General features: G+C 41.9%; 18 protein-coding genes and 1 pseudogene. 10 read left to right on the plus strand and 9 right to left on the minus strand.

Features of this window, described 5'->3' with window-relative positions; translation table 11 throughout:
* Nucleotides 1-205: 205 nt before the first annotated feature.
* The 4 genes from FTU98_RS12315 to FTU98_RS12330 all read right to left on the minus strand — a co-directional run bounded on the left by FTU98_RS12315 (nucleotide 206) and on the right by FTU98_RS12330 (nucleotide 3,105).
* Nucleotides 206-586, minus strand: coding sequence for a hypothetical protein (locus FTU98_RS12315; RefSeq protein WP_371972010.1), 381 nt, complete (start codon nucleotides 584-586; stop codon nucleotides 206-208).
* Between the two features lie 283 nt (nucleotides 587-869).
* On the minus strand, nucleotides 870-1,445 hold the full coding sequence (locus FTU98_RS12320) for a xanthine phosphoribosyltransferase (RefSeq protein ID WP_004976172.1): 576 nt from the start codon (nucleotides 1,443-1,445) through the stop codon (nucleotides 870-872).
* 126 nt (nucleotides 1,446-1,571) lie between these two features.
* Entirely contained in the window at nucleotides 1,572-2,285 is a 714-nt protein-coding gene (locus tag FTU98_RS12325; protein WP_004976176.1) for a DUF3108 domain-containing protein, read from the minus strand.
* Nucleotides 2,286-2,430: 145 nt separating this feature from the next.
* Nucleotides 2,431-3,105, minus strand: a complete 675-nt coding sequence (locus FTU98_RS12330; RefSeq protein ID WP_004976182.1) for a hypothetical protein — start codon at nucleotides 3,103-3,105, stop codon at nucleotides 2,431-2,433.
* Between the two features lie 275 nt (nucleotides 3,106-3,380).
* Between FTU98_RS12330 and FTU98_RS12335 the strand changes: the two genes are divergently transcribed.
* Nucleotides 3,381-4,238 (plus strand): energy transducer TonB, encoded by an 858-nt coding sequence (locus FTU98_RS12335; RefSeq protein WP_180051488.1) that lies wholly within the window; start codon nucleotides 3,381-3,383, stop codon nucleotides 4,236-4,238.
* Between the two features lie 212 nt (nucleotides 4,239-4,450).
* On the opposite strand, the gene ybeY is transcribed toward FTU98_RS12335, so the two are convergent.
* Genes ybeY through miaB form a run of 3 tightly spaced genes read right to left on the minus strand, consistent with a single transcriptional unit; the run spans nucleotide 4,451 to nucleotide 7,544 of the window.
* Nucleotides 4,451-4,933 (minus strand): rRNA maturation RNase YbeY, encoded by a 483-nt coding sequence (ybeY, locus tag FTU98_RS12340; protein ID WP_004976192.1) that lies wholly within the window; start codon nucleotides 4,931-4,933, stop codon nucleotides 4,451-4,453.
* Nucleotides 4,934-4,976: 43 nt separating this feature from the next.
* Nucleotides 4,977-6,050 (minus strand): PhoH family protein, encoded by a 1,074-nt coding sequence (locus FTU98_RS12345; protein WP_004976193.1) that lies wholly within the window; start codon nucleotides 6,048-6,050, stop codon nucleotides 4,977-4,979.
* Nucleotides 6,051-6,089: 39 nt separating this feature from the next.
* Nucleotides 6,090-7,544, minus strand: coding sequence for a tRNA (N6-isopentenyl adenosine(37)-C2)-methylthiotransferase MiaB (gene miaB / locus FTU98_RS12350; protein ID WP_180051486.1), 1,455 nt, complete (start codon nucleotides 7,542-7,544; stop codon nucleotides 6,090-6,092).
* A gap of 358 nt (nucleotides 7,545-7,902) precedes the next feature.
* Here miaB and FTU98_RS12355 point away from each other — a divergent pair, with 358 nt between their 5' ends.
* The 6 genes and pseudogenes from FTU98_RS12355 to FTU98_RS12380 all read left to right on the plus strand — a co-directional run bounded on the left by FTU98_RS12355 (nucleotide 7,903) and on the right by FTU98_RS12380 (nucleotide 14,077).
* Complete coding sequence (locus FTU98_RS12355) at nucleotides 7,903-9,789, plus strand: lytic transglycosylase domain-containing protein (RefSeq protein ID WP_171501138.1); 1,887 nt, start codon at nucleotides 7,903-7,905, stop codon at nucleotides 9,787-9,789.
* 106 nt (nucleotides 9,790-9,895) lie between these two features.
* Complete coding sequence (locus tag FTU98_RS12360; RefSeq protein ID WP_131261023.1) at nucleotides 9,896-10,543, plus strand: ribonuclease I; 648 nt, start codon at nucleotides 9,896-9,898, stop codon at nucleotides 10,541-10,543.
* Between the two features lie 204 nt (nucleotides 10,544-10,747).
* On the plus strand, nucleotides 10,748-11,734 hold the full coding sequence (locus FTU98_RS12365) for a malate dehydrogenase (protein WP_019836931.1): 987 nt from the start codon (nucleotides 10,748-10,750) through the stop codon (nucleotides 11,732-11,734).
* A gap of 236 nt (nucleotides 11,735-11,970) precedes the next feature.
* Nucleotides 11,971-13,186 (plus strand): annotated as a pseudogene (locus FTU98_RS12370) (YeeE/YedE family protein).
* A 205-nt stretch (nucleotides 13,187-13,391) separates the two neighbouring features.
* The gene (locus tag FTU98_RS12375; RefSeq protein WP_096901745.1) at nucleotides 13,392-13,640 is read left to right on the plus strand and encodes a DUF2789 family protein; all 249 of its coding nucleotides are present in this window, start codon (nucleotides 13,392-13,394) and stop codon (nucleotides 13,638-13,640) included.
* A 179-nt stretch (nucleotides 13,641-13,819) separates the two neighbouring features.
* Nucleotides 13,820-14,077 carry a DUF2789 family protein gene (locus FTU98_RS12380; RefSeq protein ID WP_026438086.1) on the plus strand — a complete coding sequence of 86 codons (258 nt, stop codon included), beginning with the start codon at nucleotides 13,820-13,822 and terminating at the stop codon, nucleotides 14,075-14,077.
* 69 nt (nucleotides 14,078-14,146) lie between these two features.
* Here FTU98_RS12380 and FTU98_RS12385 read toward each other — a convergent pair whose 3' ends face one another.
* Nucleotides 14,147-14,674 carry a hypothetical protein gene (locus FTU98_RS12385; protein WP_154321050.1) on the minus strand — a complete coding sequence of 176 codons (528 nt, stop codon included), beginning with the start codon at nucleotides 14,672-14,674 and terminating at the stop codon, nucleotides 14,147-14,149.
* A gap of 86 nt (nucleotides 14,675-14,760) precedes the next feature.
* Nucleotides 14,761-15,363 (minus strand): 2OG-Fe(II) oxygenase, encoded by a 603-nt coding sequence (locus tag FTU98_RS12390; RefSeq protein WP_180009293.1) that lies wholly within the window; start codon nucleotides 15,361-15,363, stop codon nucleotides 14,761-14,763.
* A gap of 116 nt (nucleotides 15,364-15,479) precedes the next feature.
* Here FTU98_RS12390 and FTU98_RS12395 point away from each other — a divergent pair, with 116 nt between their 5' ends.
* Genes FTU98_RS12395 through FTU98_RS12405 form a run of 3 tightly spaced genes read left to right on the plus strand, consistent with a single transcriptional unit; the run spans nucleotide 15,480 to nucleotide 18,328 of the window.
* Nucleotides 15,480-16,337, plus strand: a complete 858-nt coding sequence (locus FTU98_RS12395) for a 23S rRNA (adenine(2030)-N(6))-methyltransferase RlmJ (protein ID WP_026438537.1) — start codon at nucleotides 15,480-15,482, stop codon at nucleotides 16,335-16,337.
* Nucleotides 16,338-16,380: 43 nt separating this feature from the next.
* Nucleotides 16,381-17,205: a CDP-diacylglycerol--serine O-phosphatidyltransferase gene (gene pssA / locus FTU98_RS12400; protein ID WP_004976213.1), complete on the plus strand. Its 825-nt coding sequence runs from the start codon at nucleotides 16,381-16,383 to the stop codon at nucleotides 17,203-17,205.
* Between the two features lie 40 nt (nucleotides 17,206-17,245).
* Nucleotides 17,246-18,328: a DUF6670 family protein gene (locus FTU98_RS12405; RefSeq protein ID WP_180051487.1), complete on the plus strand. Its 1,083-nt coding sequence runs from the start codon at nucleotides 17,246-17,248 to the stop codon at nucleotides 18,326-18,328.
* Nucleotides 18,329-18,801: the final 473 nt, after the last annotated feature.

The following is an 18,801-nucleotide window of genomic DNA, read 5'->3' on the forward strand; positions in this document are numbered from 1 at the left end:
GATGTTAATGCATCAATTAATATCCTGCGATATGCGGATAAAGATTTAATCACTGCATAAGTGGTGATTAAGGCGGTGAGTTACACCGTGACAGCCTATGGAATTGAGGTAATCCCTAAAGCAAATGCTTTAGGTTCTTGATGGTGAAGTAGGAATTAAACATCAAACCCACATTGAGTAGGTTTGAGTAGGTTTTAAATAACGGTTACTTAGAGTTGCTTGGCTGTTTCAACTTTTCTTTAAAGCGGTGTTTACATTTGAGGCATTGAAAATCTAGAAAAATATTCTGATCAACAATTACACCTGCTTTTTTACCAAAGCGATGCCCAAGAAAACCACCTGTGATTCCCACGCTAATTGCCCCGACAAATGTTCCAATGGTGCCGCCCATAATCACGCCCAATGGCCCTGCGGCTGTACCAATTGCCGCACCAATAGAAGCTCCCGAAGCTGCGCCGCCCACAGTACCTGCTGCTGTACCTGCAGAGCCTAATAACACGCCACCAATTTTTTGTAAGTTTTGTTCATGGTTGCGTTTTTCAACTTGAGTTGAACCACATTTTGGACAGACGATACTGTGTTCCATCAACGGATTGTCTTGTGTCATGACTTTAAAATGCCTTGTACTCATGTCGCATGCATCAATGCACGTAGACGACCTAAAGAGTGCTGTGTAGAGCTGCAATCTGAAAAGAGCAGACTGCTTAAACACTGTTATTTCAAGTGCAGCATGGCGTAGCACCACAGTTTTGTAAATAAAATATATGTAAATGAGTTGTTTAAGTTTGAAAAAAAGCATAAAAAAGAGCGCCTAAGCACTCTTTGATCATAAGGTCTAAATGATGAAACAACATCAGTTTTAATCGACCTTAATCGCGTACAAATTCAACAGTACCGTTTGCCAAAGACTTTACCCGTGCCAATGATTCAACACGATAGCCTTTTTCAAGCAATAATTCACGACCCGGTTGGAATGATTTTTCAATCACAATCCCAATACCCACGACTTCTGCATTCGCTTGATGGATTAAATCTGCCAAACCAAGTGCAGCTTGACCATTTGCCAAAAAGTCATCAATCACCAAGACTTTGTCGCTCGCGCTGATATGTTTGTTTGAAATGGCAATCGTGCTTTCAGTTTGCTTGGTAAATGAAAATACTTTAGAGCGGTATAAATCATCTTTTAAGGTTAAAGATTGATATTTACGTGCAAAAATTACAGGTACGCCAAGCTCTAAACCTGCCATCACAGCTGGTGCAATGCCAGAAGCTTCGATGGTAATAATTTTGGTGATGCCTGCATCTTTAAACAAACGCGCAAATTCTTGACCAATTTGCTGCATCATCACAGGGTCAATTTGATGGTTTAAGAAAGAGTCGACTTTTAGAACCGCTTCAGATAGAACGATACCTTCGGCTAAAATTTTCTGTTCTAGTGCATGCACGGGAGAATCCTCAAGAGCAGGTGCTTTTCAAAGCAAAAGCGTATTTTAAAAAGCACCTGAAAAAATGCAAGAACAATTTACCAAATGGTGAATAACTGCCAAGCTTTGCTCAGTAGTTATTCTAAATTAGTTGGTCGGGCCTTTATAGCCTGTGAGTAATAATCCATAAGACTTGTCTTTGTCTTGGTGGGTAACTTTGACAGGCAAGTAGTCAAGTTTTGGTGCCAACCAGAAAATCGTATCACGGTTTGGTTTGTTGTGTTTCAGCACCACTTTAATGGTATCAAAAGTACCATAACTGGTTTTGATTTTTTCTGAACCTTGCTTAATAAAGCGACGTGATTCCACCTCTTTATTATCGGCAATATAGTAGCTCGATTTTAAACCGCCACTTTTTAAGTCTTCACGGATTTGCAGTTCCGCATTCAACTCATCCAACACGCCCGCTTTCCACGCAAAAGAACGGGTGTCGCTGTCCTTTTTGGTGTTAATGGTTTTCGCCGAAGGATTGAAGTTAATACTCATGGTGTTGTTATGCACCAAAATCTTACTGCTGCGGCTAAAGCTAGATGAGCCAATTTTGCCATTATTAAAACTAAAACGGCTAGTTTCTGTAGCAGAGGCAATCACGCCTGCTTTGGCAGCAAACACATAACTCCATTGGTTACCTGTTTGGCTTAAAGTACGTGTTGCAGAACCTAAGTTTTTACCATTGTAGTTAAATTGATAACTGGCTTGGAAAGGACTCATGGCAAATGTTTGGCTAGAGAAACCAGCCAAAAACAGTGCTGTAGACACACCGGCTGCCATACCCATTTTTTTCAATACATGATTTGCCATTGCTGAGATATTTCCTCTGTATGTAGGGAGATGCAATTTGCTTGCTTGTTGCCATTATACGCGTTGAATATGAAGAGAAAATTAGGAATTATGCGGCTTGTGTAGTTTTCCTGTATGTATTCTCTTCTAAAGTTTCAGCTTAGCTTTATTTTTGTTTCAGCGGTGTGACTTGCGTATCTGCAAGAGATTCTTCCACATCTTCTAGTCTTTCTTCAGACATTTTGCGGAACAACGCCGTTAAATTGACGTTGCCAGTGAGCACCAATTCCGCTTCACGTAATACCGCATGATTCACATGAACTTTGCTGAGTGTGTCAATGATAGAGCGGCTTTTGCCCAACCAGCGATTTAAATCTAAATGCAGCAAATCATCTTTGACTTTAATGACTTTGAGTTTTTCTAAAATCATGCCTAAAGGGTCATCATTGCGTATTTTTTGATAGTAAAATAAAGCGCACTTCACAGCGATTTTATGCAAAAAACTTGGATAACTTGCTTCAATCACCTGCGTGTCACTAATTTGTTCAAACACAATCAGCTGAGTATCTTTATTCAATTCCATCTGTACTAATTTTAAATCGACAGACAGAGTGATGTTCAAGCCGTTGTAATCTAGGGTTGCATAAAGACGTAACCAGTCGTCGTGTAAGTCTGCGTGCAGATCTTGCAACATTTTCACATTATCGGTCACAAAGCGCTGAAAAGTCGCATTTAAGAAGACCTGAGATAATGGAAATTCACGTTCATCCTCAATAAATCCTTCCGCTTTTTGGTACACTTGACGGATACGTTGAGAGATATTGGTGATCAGGGTTTGCATACGGCCGTCCAAGTCGTTCATTCATTCTTTACAGATACAAATATTTTGTCGAATTGTATTAAAAATACAGGCATAGAAGCTTGCAGTTTAGCAAAATAAGTTGCACCATTTTTAAGATTTTAAGGCTCAGTAGTCAGCTTTTTGATGAACTTCGCAGTTTTGCAGAAAAGCAAAAACTGAGCAAAGTAATATGCTCTTTAGTTTATACCGCATTTGGCGGCTTGGGGAATCAGACGTTTTGTCGGATTAATGTGATGCTAAAAAAAATTCAATTGATGCCTTCTACGCAAGATTGGTGGAAAGATCCTATTTTTGCTGCAGCGTTGCTGGTGGCTGCTGTATTGCACGCATTAATTTTGGCCGTGCAGTTTGCTGCACCGCAACAAAGCGATGCTGCGGTCAAAGAGATTGCGGTATCGGTACGCATGAGCGATGCAAAAGTTGAAGATGCAGATTTCTTAGCCCAAGCCGATCAGCAAGGTTCAGGTACGTTCCGTGAAGAACATCGCATGTCGAGTGATATGCCTGCACCCATGACTGAACAAAGTGCAGGGGAGCAGCAATTGGAAAGTTTAGAGCGTATGCAGCAACAGCGTGAATTAAACTTTGAAGAAAAAGTATTGATGAGCACGCTCAGTTGGCAAAAACAGGCTGCAGAAAATCAGCGCAAAAAAGCCATGCAGGAGTTGAATAGCCAATTCCAAGCTAAGGCTGCCATGGTCGCCAGTATTGAAGCGCAATATTTACAACGCCAACAAAATTTTAGCCGTCAGCAAAAAATTAAAACCATCGATGGGATTCAGGCCAAGAAAGACAACACCGCTGGTTATATGGAAAAATTCCGTCAAAAAGTCGAATTTTATGGTAACCGTTATTATCCAGAACAAGCCAAAGCACAGAATTTGGCAGGCGAAGTACGTTTAATGTTGATTTTGAACAACAATGGTGGGATTCGTGCCATTCGTTTAATTGAAAGTTCAGGACATGCCATGCTAGATGAAGCAGCCAAAACTTCGGTGCGTAAAGCCGCACCTTTTGGTGCATTTGATGCCAAAATGAAAGATATTTCTGAATTGCGGATTGTACGGACGTGGCGTTTTGACCCTGCTGAAGCTGAGTTTGAGGTGCGCTAGTTTTTCCCTCTCTCTGGCTCTCTCTCAAAGGGAGAGAGGACTTTGTGGACAAGTAACAAGAATCTACTCTCTGCTTTACGCAGCAATGTTCTTCTGGTATTTAGCAATCATGGGACTCTAATGAATGTTCTCCCTCCCATTGGGAGGGAGTAGTTTTAAACAAAAAAGCGAGCCTTAGCCCGCTATTTTTATGATTTTCTAAAACTTAAAATTCAATCTCTTTCCATGTATGGATTATCCAAACCCAACTTGGCAAGAATCTCAACTTCTAAAGCTTCCATTTCTTCGGCATCCTCATCTGAGGTTTCATGATCATAGCCCATAAGGTGCAGCGTGCCATGTACTAGCATGTGAGTGAAATGCGCTAATGGTGTTTTGGCTTGTTCTGCAGCTTCCTGTAAAACCACAGGAATACAAATTACCAAATCCCCAATAGGGAAGCTCGGCAAAACTTGTGCCATTTCATCGGGTAAATCGCTTGGGAAAGACAAGACGTTGGTAGATTTGTCTTTTTTGCGATATTCCAGATTGAGCTTGTGACTTTCGGCATGATCGACACAGGCAATTCCAATTTCACAATCACTTTGGGTGTCTATATGTCTTAAAGTGGTTTCGACTACTTTTTTCAGATAGGCACGTTTTAACACCAGCTCAGGCGCTTGAATGTCCTGTTGCAGGCTGAGACTTAATTTCAAAATGAATCCTTAATACTTCAGTAGGTTGCAGAGCGCACAGCGATTAGTGCTGTGCATCTGCTGCGGCATCATTTTCCGCAATTAATGCTTCCTGGCGCGCTTTACGTTCTGCACGCGCTTCGGCACTTAAACGCTGTTGCTCACTGTCCCAGCCTTCATAGGCTTCAACAATTTTCTGAACCAGCTGGTGACGCACGACATCACGAGAATGGAAACGAGTAATATGAATTTCAGGGATTTTATCAATCACACGTAAGGCATGTGCCAGACCAGACTGCTGACCACGTGGTAAATCCACCTGAGTCACATCACCGGTAATCACTGCACGTGAACCAAACCCTAAACGGGTCAGGAACATCTTCATCTGTTCAGGCGTGGTGTTCTGGGCTTCATCCAAAATCACAAAAGAGTGGTTGAGGGTACGACCACGCATATACGCCAGTGGTGCAACTTCAATCACTTGACGTTCAATCAGCTTAGCAACTTTTTCAAAGCCGAGCATTTCATACAGGGCATCATAAAGGGGACGCAAATACGGGTCAATTTTCTGGGTTAAATCACCCGGTAAGAAGCCCAGTTTTTCACCCGCTTCAACCGCAGGGCGCACCAATAGAATCCGCTGGATTTCATTGCGTTCCAACATATCTACGGCAGCGGCAACAGCCAAATAGGTTTTACCCGTACCTGCAGGGCCAATACCAAATGAAATATCACTTTGCAAAATACGTTGCACATAACGCTTTTGGTTGGCACCGCGTGGATTAATGCGCCCTTTGCGGGTTTGCAACCAAACAGCATCCAATCCAGTATGCTCTTGCCCATCATCCGATTGTAATTCACGGTCAGTCTGACTGCCCTGAATCATCATGTGGAGCGTGTCTGCACTAATTTGTGCAGAGCTTTCCGCTTCTTCATGCAGGCGTTGCAAGAGTGTTTCGGCTCGTTCAACTGCATCAATTTCCCCATCTATAAAAAAGGCGTCACCACGATGAGAAATTTGGACGTCTAGACGTTGTTCGATTTGTTTCAAATGTCCGTTATAAGCACCGAGCATGCTTTTTAGACGTTCCATTGAAATGCCAGGAAAAGTTACTGTACGTCGAATCGCTGCAGTCAAGAGAATTCCTTAATCTGTTATTGGACTTTAGCTCCTACATTACGCCACGTCAGGCTCAAGATTCAAGAGTTCACCGTAAACTAAATTCAAAGTTTTAATCTCGGTAATCTCAATCTCCGCAAAGCGTCCGACCCAAGCAGGGTCACCAATAAATGTTACTAAACGTGTATTGTCGGCCGTACCCACTAAAATGTTCGGGTCTTTGTCGGAAACATTTTCAATTAGGACACGTTGTACCGTCCCAAGCATGGCATCGGTCTTATCAATACTAGATTGTTTGATCCATTGCTGAACTTTGGACAAACGCTCTTTTTTAACATCTTCAGGGGTGGTGTCTTCGAGTTCCGATGCAGGTGTTCCCGGACGTTTTGAGTAGATAAAACTATAAGAATGGTCAAAATCCATATCTTGAATAAACTGATAAGTTTCTTCAAAGTTTTGATCTGTTTCACCCGGGAAGCCAATAATAAAGTCGCTAGATAAGTGCATGTCTGGGCGTACTTTACGTAACTTGGCAATCTTGTCGATATACACATCAATGGTGTGGTTACGTTTCATGGCTTGTAACACATCATTCGAACCACTTTGCACAGGCAAGTGTAAATGCGACACCATTTGCGGTAAATCACGGTAGCATTGAATCAAATCATCATTAAATTCAAGCGGGTGTGATGTGGTGTAGCGAATTCGTCCAATGCCAGGTACTTCGGCAACCAAACGCAGTAAATCGGCAAAAGTACAAATTTTACCGTCAAAAGTTTCACCGCGATAGCCATTTACGTTTTGACCGAGCAAGCTAATTTCACGCACGCCTTTTTCGGCCAAAGTCGCAGTTTCAGCTAAGACATCATCTAAAGGACGTGAAACTTCTTCACCGCGCGTGTAAGGCACTACGCAGAAAGAACAGTATTTTGAACAGCCTTCCATAATCGACACAAAAGCTTTAAACCCTTCAACACGCGGTTCAGGTAAAAAGTCGAATTTTTCGATGTCTGGGAAAGAAATATCCACCAGTTTGATTTTTTCTTTCTTTGGTTTTTCAACTTGATCGTGGTGCTGATCAAGCATTTGTGGCAAACGGTGCAAGGTTTGTGGGCCAAAAATCATATCCACATACGGTGCGCGTTTTTGAATGTTGTCGCCTTCTTGAGAAGCCACGCAACCGCCTACACCAATGACCAAATCAGGATTTTTTTCTTTAAGCTTGCGCCAACGTCCTAATTCAGAAAATACTTTTTCTTGGGCTTTTTCACGAATTGAACAGGTGTTCATGAGCAAAATATCGGCATCGGCAGGGTTGCTGGTCAGCACATAGCCGTGCGAGTCGCCCAAAAGGTCTGCCATACGGTGACTGTCATACTCATTCATCTGACACCCTTGCGTTTCGATATACAGTTTTTTAACTGAACCGTCGGCTGGGGTGTGCTGTGGCTGGGTAACAGTGTTTTCTGAGGCAGCTTGGGCACCATTCGGGATGAAGGTTTGAACCGTCATGTAGGCTCCTAAGAGATAATTCACGAGTTCGTTTATAAAAATAAACGGAATAGATAAAACAGAGGGGCGTATTTTAGCAGGAATTCAAGATAAACTGACAGCCTTTAATCCGTGCATCACATACTTGAAATGTGAAGCAAAATTGTTGGAAGATTGATTTCAAGATTAATAGTGTCTAATCATAAGGTTACATAACAGAACACAACTTGGGTTCTAGACTAATTAAACTAAGCTGAATGATTGGATGCGGATCTCGAGGCAGAAGTAAATGACTGAAGGCAAGCGAATGCTGCAAATGATGAAACAAAATAATAAATTAACGAAAAAGCTTGTGCTAAGTCTGGTTTCGCTTGCCGTGATGACGGGTACGCATGCCGCAAATGAACAGTTTAATGATGCACTGCGTGCAGCCAATTCAGGTGATGTCGATTTATTGCAGCAGTATCAATATGCCATGCAAAATGATGTTTTGGGCTACTATCCTGAATACTGGGCATTGAACACCAATTTGGGCATGCAACCTGCCAGTGCAATTGTTCAGTTTGCACAGCGCCATCCACAATCAGCGATGGCAGAAAAACTCGCAGCCGATTACATCGAAGAAAAAGTGAAACAGGCCGATTTTAGCAGTGCACAACCTGTGCTTGCCTATGTGAGTAATGCTGATCAGGCCGAAAGCTGTGCCATGGCACAAGTTCGTACCCGTTCGGGTGATCCTTTGGTGGTCGCGGAATTTAAAGATGTTTGGTTGACCACGAACTCACAACCTGAATCTTGTACAGGTCTAGGTCGAATGATGCTCTCTAGTCCAATTATGACTCAGCAAGATAAACAGCAACGCTTATGGGCACAATTGCGTGCAGGGCAGTCAGGGCTCGCTTTAGCGACTGCGCAAAGTTTAGGTATGAATATCAGTTTGGCACAATTGAACAGCATTCAAGCCAATCCACTGAATTATTTGTGGTCTGCGCCTAAAGCAAGCAACGAAGACCATGCCTATCTTATTTATGCGATCGGACGTTTAGCCGATAGCGATTTAGACTCGGCACTTTCTTCACTAAAACGCAGTGCAGAAGGTGCGCCAGAATCGGTACAAAAAGCCTTGTATCGTGCTGTGGGATATATTGGCGGCACTACAGTCATGAAAAACAATTTTAAGCGTGAAGTGTTAAGTGCCTTAGACGCCAGTTATGGCTTACCTTTTAGTCCCGAAGAAGCAGAAATTTATGCCCGTCAGGCGATTCGTTTTGGCGCATGGGAAAGTGTGATTCGTGCTGTAGACAGCATGAGTGTGACTCAAAAACAGGAAGATCGTTGGCAATATTGGTTGGCACGTGCCTCAGAACAACGTGGTGATGCAGCATCGAAACGCAGCGCGCAAAATATTTATAAAAAACTGGCACAGGGTGATGATTATCACAACTTGTTGGCGAAAGATCGTCTTGGGCAAACTTACAATACGAATCCTGCGAATACCCAACCAAGTACCAATGATTTACAGCGTTTGAATCAAGATATTCACTTTAACCGTGCCTTTGCCTTGCGTGAAATTAATGCACCTGCCAATTATGTCAATCGTGAATGGAACTGGGCGGTGCGTCAGGCGTATTTAAGACAAGATGATGGCTTGATTTTGGCAGCGGCTAAACGTGCAACCGATATGGGTTGGTATGATCGTGCCATTTATGCAGCAGATCGTACTGTGAATAAGCACAACTATAGTTACCGTTATGCTATGCCACATCGTAATTATGTTGTGAGCCACAGTCAAAATGCAGGTATTGACCCTGCTTGGGCTTATGGATTGATGCGTCAGGAAAGCCGTTTTAATACCACTGCACGTTCGCATGTCGGCGCAGGTGGACTCATGCAAATCATGCCCGATACGGCACGTTTGGTTGCACGACAAATGGGTGAAACTTATAATCCTGCCGCGCTGAGTGATATGAATACCAATATTCGTTATGGTACATTTTATTTGTCGACCATTCAGCGACAATTAAGCAATAGCCCTGTGCTGGCCACAGCAGGATACAACGCCGGGCCAAATCGTGCACGCCGTTGGCAGCCAGAGTTTCAGCAAATTGCGGCAGACCAATATACTGAAAGCATTCCTTTGTTGGAAACACGTGACTATGTCAAGCATGTCATGACCAATGCCACGCACTATGGTGTGCTGTTGGGGCAGGGTGGACAATCAATGAGTAGCCGTATGCAACATATTCCATCTCGGAATACACCTTAGGAAAATGTTACAAGTGATACAGTTAGATGATCATGCGTGTTGATATATAGATGCGTGAGTCATTGGGTGTATAAGAATTTAGGGGGCTGAAGCATTGAAAATGTGGATGAGTACAGTTTTACAGCCAATTCAAGTTACATTGCTCGGTTTGAGTGGTACAGCTTTGGTTTTGTGTACGCAAAATACATTTTCTGCCCCCGTGCAAGGCTATGTGATGTCCGTGCAAATGACGCCCGCCGTGTGTTTAATCGATTCGAGCAAAAGCAAAAAGCGTAAATGTTTAGAAGGCTACTCACTGAATATTGAAGGCTTATATCCTGAAGTTGCTGCGCGTGAGTGCAGCACTCAGTCATCGGCGAAGTTACCGCCGCTACAAGCGAAGGTAGTGGCGCGAGTCATGCCTGATGAAGCTGCACGGATACAATTGTGGCAAGGTATTGGCGGCTGTGTGCCCATGAATGCCAGTCAGTATTTTCGCATGATTATTAATAATGCAGATCGGATGAACGTGCCTTCGGTATTGACAGGCCAAGACACGCAGACGGTGCAATTGTCACAACTACGGAGTTTGTTTCTCAAGTCCAATTCAGGTATGTCATCAAAAAGCGTGCATTTTCAGTGCTCTAACCATCAAGGTAAAAGTTATTTAACTGAAATCAAAATTTGTTATAACACCGCAGGACGCTATAAGCAGTGCGGTGCAGCGATTGAATCAAATTGCCCGAATCAGTTTGTCATTAAAGGTTCTTACTAGTTTGCTAGGTGACTGTAATTTCTGAATTTTAAGCTTTTTGAGAAATTTTATTCATATTTTCTATCAGACTTTTGTGGAATTTGATGCGCTTTTGCATGCATCCGCTGAATGATTGGAGTACAATCTTTCGCGTTTATGATTATTAAGATTAGATAGAACAGCTATTTAATCGCATTGACTATCCTCTCAATTGGAGATAATTACATGAAGCAACCTGTTCGCGTTGCCGTTACTGGCGCTGCTGGTCAAATTGGTTACAGCCTATTATTCCGTATCGCTAGCGGTGAAATGTTGGGTAAAGACCAACCAGTTATCCTTCAATTATTAGAAGTTCCTTTTGAGAAAGCTCAAGCTGCGCTTAAAGGCGTAATGATGGAACTTGACGACTGTGCTTTCCCATTATTGGCTGGCATGATCGGTACTGATGATCCTAAAGTGGCATTTAAAGATGCTGACTACGCGTTATTGGTTGGTTCTCGTCCACGTGGTCCTGGTATGGAGCGTGCTGACCTTCTTAAAGTAAACGGTGAAATCTTTATTGGTCAAGGTCAAGCACTTAACGAAGTTGCTAGCCGTGATGTTAAAGTTCTAGTTGTTGGTAACCCAGCGAACACGAATGCTTACATCGCAATGAAATCTGCTCCAGATCTTCCAGCGAAAAACTTCACAGCAATGTTACGTCTTGACCACAACCGCGCGTTAACTCAACTTGCTCAAAAAGCTGGCGTTGCTGTTTCTGACATCAAAACAATGACAGTTTGGGGTAACCACTCTCCAACAATGTATGCTGACTACCGTTTTGCAACTGCAAATGGAGAAAGCTTAAAAGACAAAATCAACGATGCTGAATGGAACAAAGACGTATTCCTTCCTACAGTTGGTAAGCGTGGCGCTGCGATCATCGAAGCACGTGGTTTATCTTCTGCTGCATCTGCTGCAAACGCTGCAATTGACCACATGCGTGATTGGGCGCTTGGCACAAACGGCGAATGGGTAACTATGGGTATTCCTTCTGACGGTTCTTACGGTATTCCTGAAGGCGTAATGTTCGGTTTCCCTGTAACTTGCGAAAATGGCGAATACAAAATCGTTCAAGGTCTTGAAATCGACGAGTTCAGCCGTGAGCGTATCAACTTCACGTTAAACGAACTTGAAGAAGAACGCGCAGCAATTGCTGACATGATTAAATAATTTAATCTGCTAGATTAAGTTAAAACTCCTTCGGGAGTGATGCCAGTCAACCTAAAAGTTGACTGGCATTTTTTTTGCGCTTGATTTTATCTTTGCAATTAAAAGCCTATCATCAGCTAAGCTCATATTGCTTATCAAATATCAGAATGGATAAGCGACTATAAAATAGGTCGATTGACCTGCACGGTAGGGGAAATTGCTTAGAATACGCGGGTTTCCTTTTTCAAATCTTCTCTCTGTCATGTCAAGTTATTGTTGCAAGTGCCCATAGATCGAATGTTTCGGTTTGGGTGGCTTTTATCTTACTTGTTGTCGGTACTATCGGCGCCTATCAAATCGTGGGTCTAAATCAAGCACTGTTATTTTTAATTGGTGGTGCTTTGGGGATGACGTTGTATCACGCCTCTTTTGGTTTTACTTCTAGCTGGCGTGTGTTTATTAAAGAACGTCGTGGTCGTGGTTTGCGGGCTCAAATGATTATGCTGGGCTTGGCGGTGTTGTTGTTCTTTCCTGCTTTAGGTGCAGGTGAGTTGTTTGGCAATCCCGTCAAGGGCAATGTCAATCCTGTGTCGATGTCGGTCATGATTGGTGCTTTTATTTTTGGTATTGGCATGCAGTTGGGGGGGCTGTGCATCGGGTACGCTATACACGGTAGGCGGTGGCAGTGCGCGTATGTTGGTTACGCTATTTTTCTTCTGCTTAGGTTCACTGATTGCCACTTCGCATTTAGATTGGTGGTTTAATCTGCCGCATTTGGCGCCAATCTCGATTGTCGAAAGTTTTGGGGTGATTCCTGCACTTATTCTAAGCTTTGTTATTTTTGCTGTGATTGCTGCCGCAACCGTGTTTTTTGAAAAGAAACGTCATGGCAGTTTAGAAGTCGAGCCGCAAAGTCAGTACCATGGTTGGAAGCGTTTCCTCAAAGGTCCTTGGCCGTTAATTTGGGGTGGGCTTATTTTAACGCTGCTGAATTTTGCTACCTTGGTATTGGCTGGTCGTCCGTGGGGCGTGACTTCTGCGCTTGCAGTTTGGGCTGCAAAAGTTGCTGTTTTTGCGGGTGTAGATGTAAGCGCTTGGGATTATTGGCAGCAGTCAGGCAATGCTAAAGCATTGGCAAATTCATTGTGGCATGACATCACCTCTATGATGAATTTTGGCATTATGTTGGGTGCATTGCTTGCTGCAAGTTTGGCTGGAAAATTTGCCCCGAACTTTAATATTCCACGCCGTTCACTGGTTGCGGCTGTTATAGGTGGCTTATTACTTGGTTATGGTGCACGTTTGGCCTACGGTTGTAACATTGGCGCATACTTTAGCGGAATTGCTTCGGGCAGTGTGCATGGTTGGTTATGGCTAGTATTTGCATTTATGGGGAATGCCATTGGTGTGAAATTGCGCCCAATCTTCTTTCCAAATGAAAAGCCACAGCCTGAAAAACTAACAGGTTGCTAACTTTTAATTTAAGTAGATGAAAGCCAGTCGGTTTACATTGACTGGCTTTTTTGTTGCCTGTCATCGTGTTAAGAATATTGAGTGGGATGCTTTAGGTATATCGCATCGTACAAAAAATAACATGCTGCAACTCGGCTGCTGCTGAATTGCGGCTCGAAGCAGGTTAAGGTCATTAAAAGTACAAGACGAATCAAAGGAGGATGCCATGTTTGACCAACAACCGACTTTAGAACTGTTATTTCAACAATTGGGTCTAGATGCTGACGATGCAGCAATTGATCAATTTATTCGTGAGCATCAATTACCTGCAGAAACCAAATTACACTGTGCCGAGTTTTGGACGGAAGGGCAGCGCCAATTTTTGCAAAGCCATTGGAAAAAAGATGATGATTGGGCCATTGTGATTGAAACCTTAAATGAGCAATTACATAGTGATCAACATCCGAGTGTTTAATCGGTATTTAAGTTAAAAGTTTTTAAGTTAAATCAAATACTTTTCATCTAAAAAGCGCCAGTAAACTGCGTGCTCACAAAAAGATACAACAAACCCAGTCGGAAGACTGGGTTTTTTATACAAAGTGTTATAAGTTGGTTGAATAAGGAATTACAACGAAACTAATAAAAGGGGGCAAGGTGCTCATGCAAAATACTCCATCATTAGCCATGTTATTCAGCCAACTCGGTTTAGCCAGCAGCCCTGCAGCCATTGAATTGTATGTACGTACGCATCAATTACCTGCACATATTAATTTACATGAAGCGCCGTTTTGGAATAAATCACAACGTGAATTTTTAATCAGTCATTTGGTACAAGACGATGATTGGGCCATTTGGATTGATGAACTCAATCAACAATTACATTTAGATGCTTATCGTTTACAAGCTGTTTAGGTTCAAGTCATTATCATCTTTAATATTTTTAGTATAAAAAAACGCCTCAGAACGTTCTGAGGCGTTTTTTTAATGCATTCTGCTTTTGAGAATTTGTTTAAACCAGACTTCTGTTTGATAGGCGTTAAAAGCAGGGTGAATTTGTAAGAGTTCCAAATCAAATTCGGCAGTTTTACTGTACTTACCTAACCAGTGGCGACACAGTGCGCTTTCATTTTTACTGGCACTGGCATAGGCCAAGAAAAAGAAAATATCTCCATGTGCATAATGAGTCATGGCTTTTAAAATTTGTTGAGTAATTAAGGCGTATTTTGCATCGCGGGTCAGCTCAAAATACATCATATAGGCTTTGGCTAAATGCAAAGACAAGTTGATATACAGCGTCAACGGTATTTCTTCAAATTCAATCCGACCTTGTTCCAACAGCACAATGGCTTCTTGCAAAAAGTAAATCTGTTCTTGGCGTAACTCGCTCAAACTCACCAATTGTAAGCGTAAATCGGCACGTTCTAATGCCAATTCAGGCGTATTGCCTTGTAAAAAAAGTTGGTCGGTTTCCCCAATACGTTGAATAAGCTGTTGAGTCGAGTTGCGCATGGGTGAATTCCTGATAGCAATATTTGCTCTACATCGGGGCAAATTTACAGTTTTAAAGCCAATAGTCTGAAAAATGCGGTCTGTTTTTACCAAAGTTGATTGCCGCTGCGTAGCCATGCGGTAATGGAAAGACGTTGCTGTGTCGCAGGCAAAACTTCGTGCAATAAATCACTTTGGAAAATTGCAATCCGATTTGGGCGTGGTTCTATAATTTGCCATGCTCCATGTTTGTCTTGTAAACGTAGTTGTCCACCCCAATCTGTCTGCCATTCAGGGTGTAAATAATAGACAGCAGAAATCACCCGATCATTTTTTTGTTGTGGGTTATCGCGGTGCAAGGCATAAAAAGAACCTGCTTGGTAGCTGGCAAAATGTGCTTCGACCTCACGAATCCCTAAATAAAATGCCTGATTGAATTGTTCAGCCAAAGCCAAAAGGGTTTGGGTATGTTGTTGGGCAAAGCTTAAATCTTCGTGAATCCATAAAATATGATCACTGCGAATTTTGCTGATCACACCATTTTGTATGGCTGCTTCATGAAATTGATCTAAATTTTGACTACACTCTGCTAGAACCTGTTGTTGATATTCAGGTGAATAGGCATCATCCAGCATAGCAAAACCATGCAAATCTAAATCTTCAAGAATTTGATCAATATTCCAAGATTTTGGAAGCAGTGTGGCGTCCATAAAATAGATACTCAGACAAAATGCAAGACAAGCTGATTATTTTAGAGGAATACAAGCTCCTGAATGAAACTTTTTTTCATGCTAAAATGTCGGTTGATTTTAGGAATGAACCAAACATGAATTATCGTCACCATTTCCATGCGGGCAACTTTGCCGATGTCATGAAGCATGTTTTATTGCTGCAAATTCTGACACGTTTAAATGCCAAAGATAAACCTTATCGCTATGTCGATACACATGGCGGTGCGGGTAAATATGACTTATCTTTAGCACCTGCACAAAAATCGGGCGAATTTTTAAATGGTATTCATCGTTTAGTGAAACTAGATGATTCAATCAAACGTCAGGCACCAGAAGGCGTACAGCAGTATTTAAAACTGGTTGAAGCAATGCGTGAAACGGATGGGCAAGGTGCATATCCCGGTTCGCCATGGTTTGCTTTACAAGGTATGCGTGACATCGACAAAGCAACTATTTTTGAAATGCAGCGCGATGTATTCCAGCAATTGCGTCATAACATTCGTGACAAACGCGCAGGTTTACATGAGCGTGATGCTTACGAAGGTTTATTGGGCGTCATTCCACCAAAAGAAAAACGCGGTTTGGTGATGATTGATCCACCGTATGAATTGGAACGTAAAGATTTCCCTCAGTTGGTTGAATTATTGGCAGCTGCACATAAAAAATGGCCAACAGGCGTATTTGCGGTGTGGTATCCAATTAAAGACCGCGCCATGATTGAACGTTTTGAAAAGAAAATGTTTAAAACAGGTATTCGCCGTCAACTCATTTGTGAAATTTGTGTGTGGCCTGACGATACTCCTGTGGGCTTAAACGGTTGTGGTTTATTGGTGATTAATCCACCATGGAAATTCTCTGAAGATGCAGATGAAGCCCTGCAATGGTTGTTCCCGCACTTGCGTATGCAAGAACATGGTGGACATGCTGCAGTGCGTTGGTTAGTTGGCGAATAAAAAATTTAAATAGACGTTCAGGTTACAGTTAGGACACAAAATAATGACAAACACATCCAAACCCGAAGGAGAATATAGTTCCCGTGATCTTGAGCATGACGGAATTACATTTGAAGTGGTGGAAGAAGAACATACCCGTGAAGGGCAAAAGGTGAAACGTCGTGGTATCTATCTGTGGCCAAACCTGATTACCACGGCAGCCTTGCTGTCGGGTTTTTACTCCATTATTGCCAGTATGAATGGCGAATTTAGCCAAGCGATTTATGCCATTTTTCTAGCAGCATTGTTTGATGGTTTAGATGGTCGTGTGGCACGTGCGATTGGTGCGCAAAGTCCATTTGGCGAACAGTTTGATTCATTATCCGATATGCTCGCCTTTGGTGTTGCACCTGCGATTTTGATGTATAGCTGGAGTTTGCATGATTTAGGTCGTATCGGCTTGGCGGCTTGCTTTGTTTATACGGCTTGTGCCGCATTCCGTTTGGCGCGTTTTAATGTGCAAATTGGTGTGGTCGATAAACGCTACTTTATTGGTGTTGCAAGTCCTTTGGCTGCGCTGATTATCGTGTCGCTGGTTTGGGTAGGACGGGATTTTCCTGAACTGTATGATATTCGTGAAATTGGTCTACAAATCCTCAATGCTGTGATTATTATTGCAGTAGGATTGTTGATGATTTCCAATATTAAATATTATTCATTTAAAACCTTTGATCGTAAGCGTGTGCCGTTTTTTGTATTGCCAATCGCAGTATTTATCCTTGCAGCCATGACTTATAATATTCCTGTTGGAATTTTAGTGATTTCAATTATTTATGCACTTTCAGGTTTTGTGACCACTTTTATGGCAAGAAAAAATGCAGTGAGTTAATTAAGCTTTCATAAAAGCATCAACTCACAAGGAGTTTGATATGCAGCTGTTTCAAGATTTTCTCGATCGTTCCAAACAACTCAATCAAACTCCTGCGGCAACCGCCAAACTGCCTTATCACGCCCCAAAACATCATTATAAATTTATCTATCAGGGCTTAATTCTTCCTAATTTGCCTGCACCCTTACATTATCTCAACTTTATTGGTTTATTGGGCAGCCTAAATACCGCAATGCTGCGCCCTGAAAATGTGATTACAACCTCAGCTTTAGACACAGCCAGTATTCTTTGTAGTAGCAGCCCACACATGGTGGGGCAGTCCAATCATTATTCAATACAACATGATTGCGTATTTACTGCAGAGTATTTTCAGTTTGCCAATAAAGAGCGCATTACTGGACACTTTCCGCAATTTCATATTCAACGTGAAGATAGCGAACTTAGCTTTGATTTAAAGATCACCACAAGCTCTACAATTTCATATTTCACTAAATTGCGAATGAATTTGGCAGAACATTGGTCTTTGTTGTGTCAGTGTCAGGGTAGTGTGCGCTATAAAGATCAGCATTTTCAGATTGAGCAATTGGGTAGTTTTGAGTTTGCCCGCTCAATCCAGTTTCCTTATTTCGCTGTGGCATTTTTTTGCTATCAAGTGATTAATCTGAATCATCAGCAACAAATGATATTGCTACAAAGTCGTGATGTGTTGAATCGAATTTTGCAATCTCGAATCTATCTGCGAAATGCGAACACGGAGCAAACTCGGGTATTTGATGGGCAAGTACAATTTAATATTGAACGGGTTTATCCAAAAGTAAAAACGCCAACAGGTCAGTGTATGTATTTGCCACGTGAGTTTGAATGGCGTTATCAAGATGAAGATGGCACCTCAATTCATTTACAGGCGCAGAGTCGTGGTGATTTTAAATTTGGGGCTGCAGCAGGTTATGTCGGAAGTTTTCAATATCAGTTGGCTATAAATGGCGATCAACAACAAGGAGAAGGAGGCTATTGTGAATATATCGACTGCCGCGCACTGAAATGGCAGGAACATGATCAGCCAGAAAAAATGCCAGATGTAGTTATGAATCCTGAACCTTTTATGATCAAGAAAAAGAAATAAACAGTATTTTGTGGAAAAGTGAAGTATTTTGCTGAATAATTAACCGTTCGGACTAAAAAACTGATAAAACTTAAAAAGAGGGGTTGCATGGCGAAATATTTGCCCTATAATGCACATCCATCGGCGGTGATGAAGATTAAAACTTCTGATAAAACAATGACTTGATTGAAAATGGTTAAGTTGAGTTTTAGAAAGAAAGTTTAAAATAATTTAAATTACCAGTTGACACTTTAGAAATAAAGCGTAATATAGCCGACCTAGCTTGATGCTGACGAAGCATCGAGAAGATCATTAAGAGATTATGAAGAACAACTTGTGTGGATTTTTACTGATTGATTGATCGAACATATTTCATTGATTGATTGGTTTAAATTACTCGAAGTTTATTTGAGCGAAATTTAAGTCAGAAAATTGATGAGCCAGATTTGGAAGTTTAGATTAAAGCTTCAAAATGATTTTAACTGAAGAGTTTG

The organism is Acinetobacter sp. YH12211 (genome assembly GCF_013418015.1).
Lineage (GTDB): Bacteria > Pseudomonadota > Gammaproteobacteria > Pseudomonadales > Moraxellaceae > Acinetobacter > Acinetobacter towneri.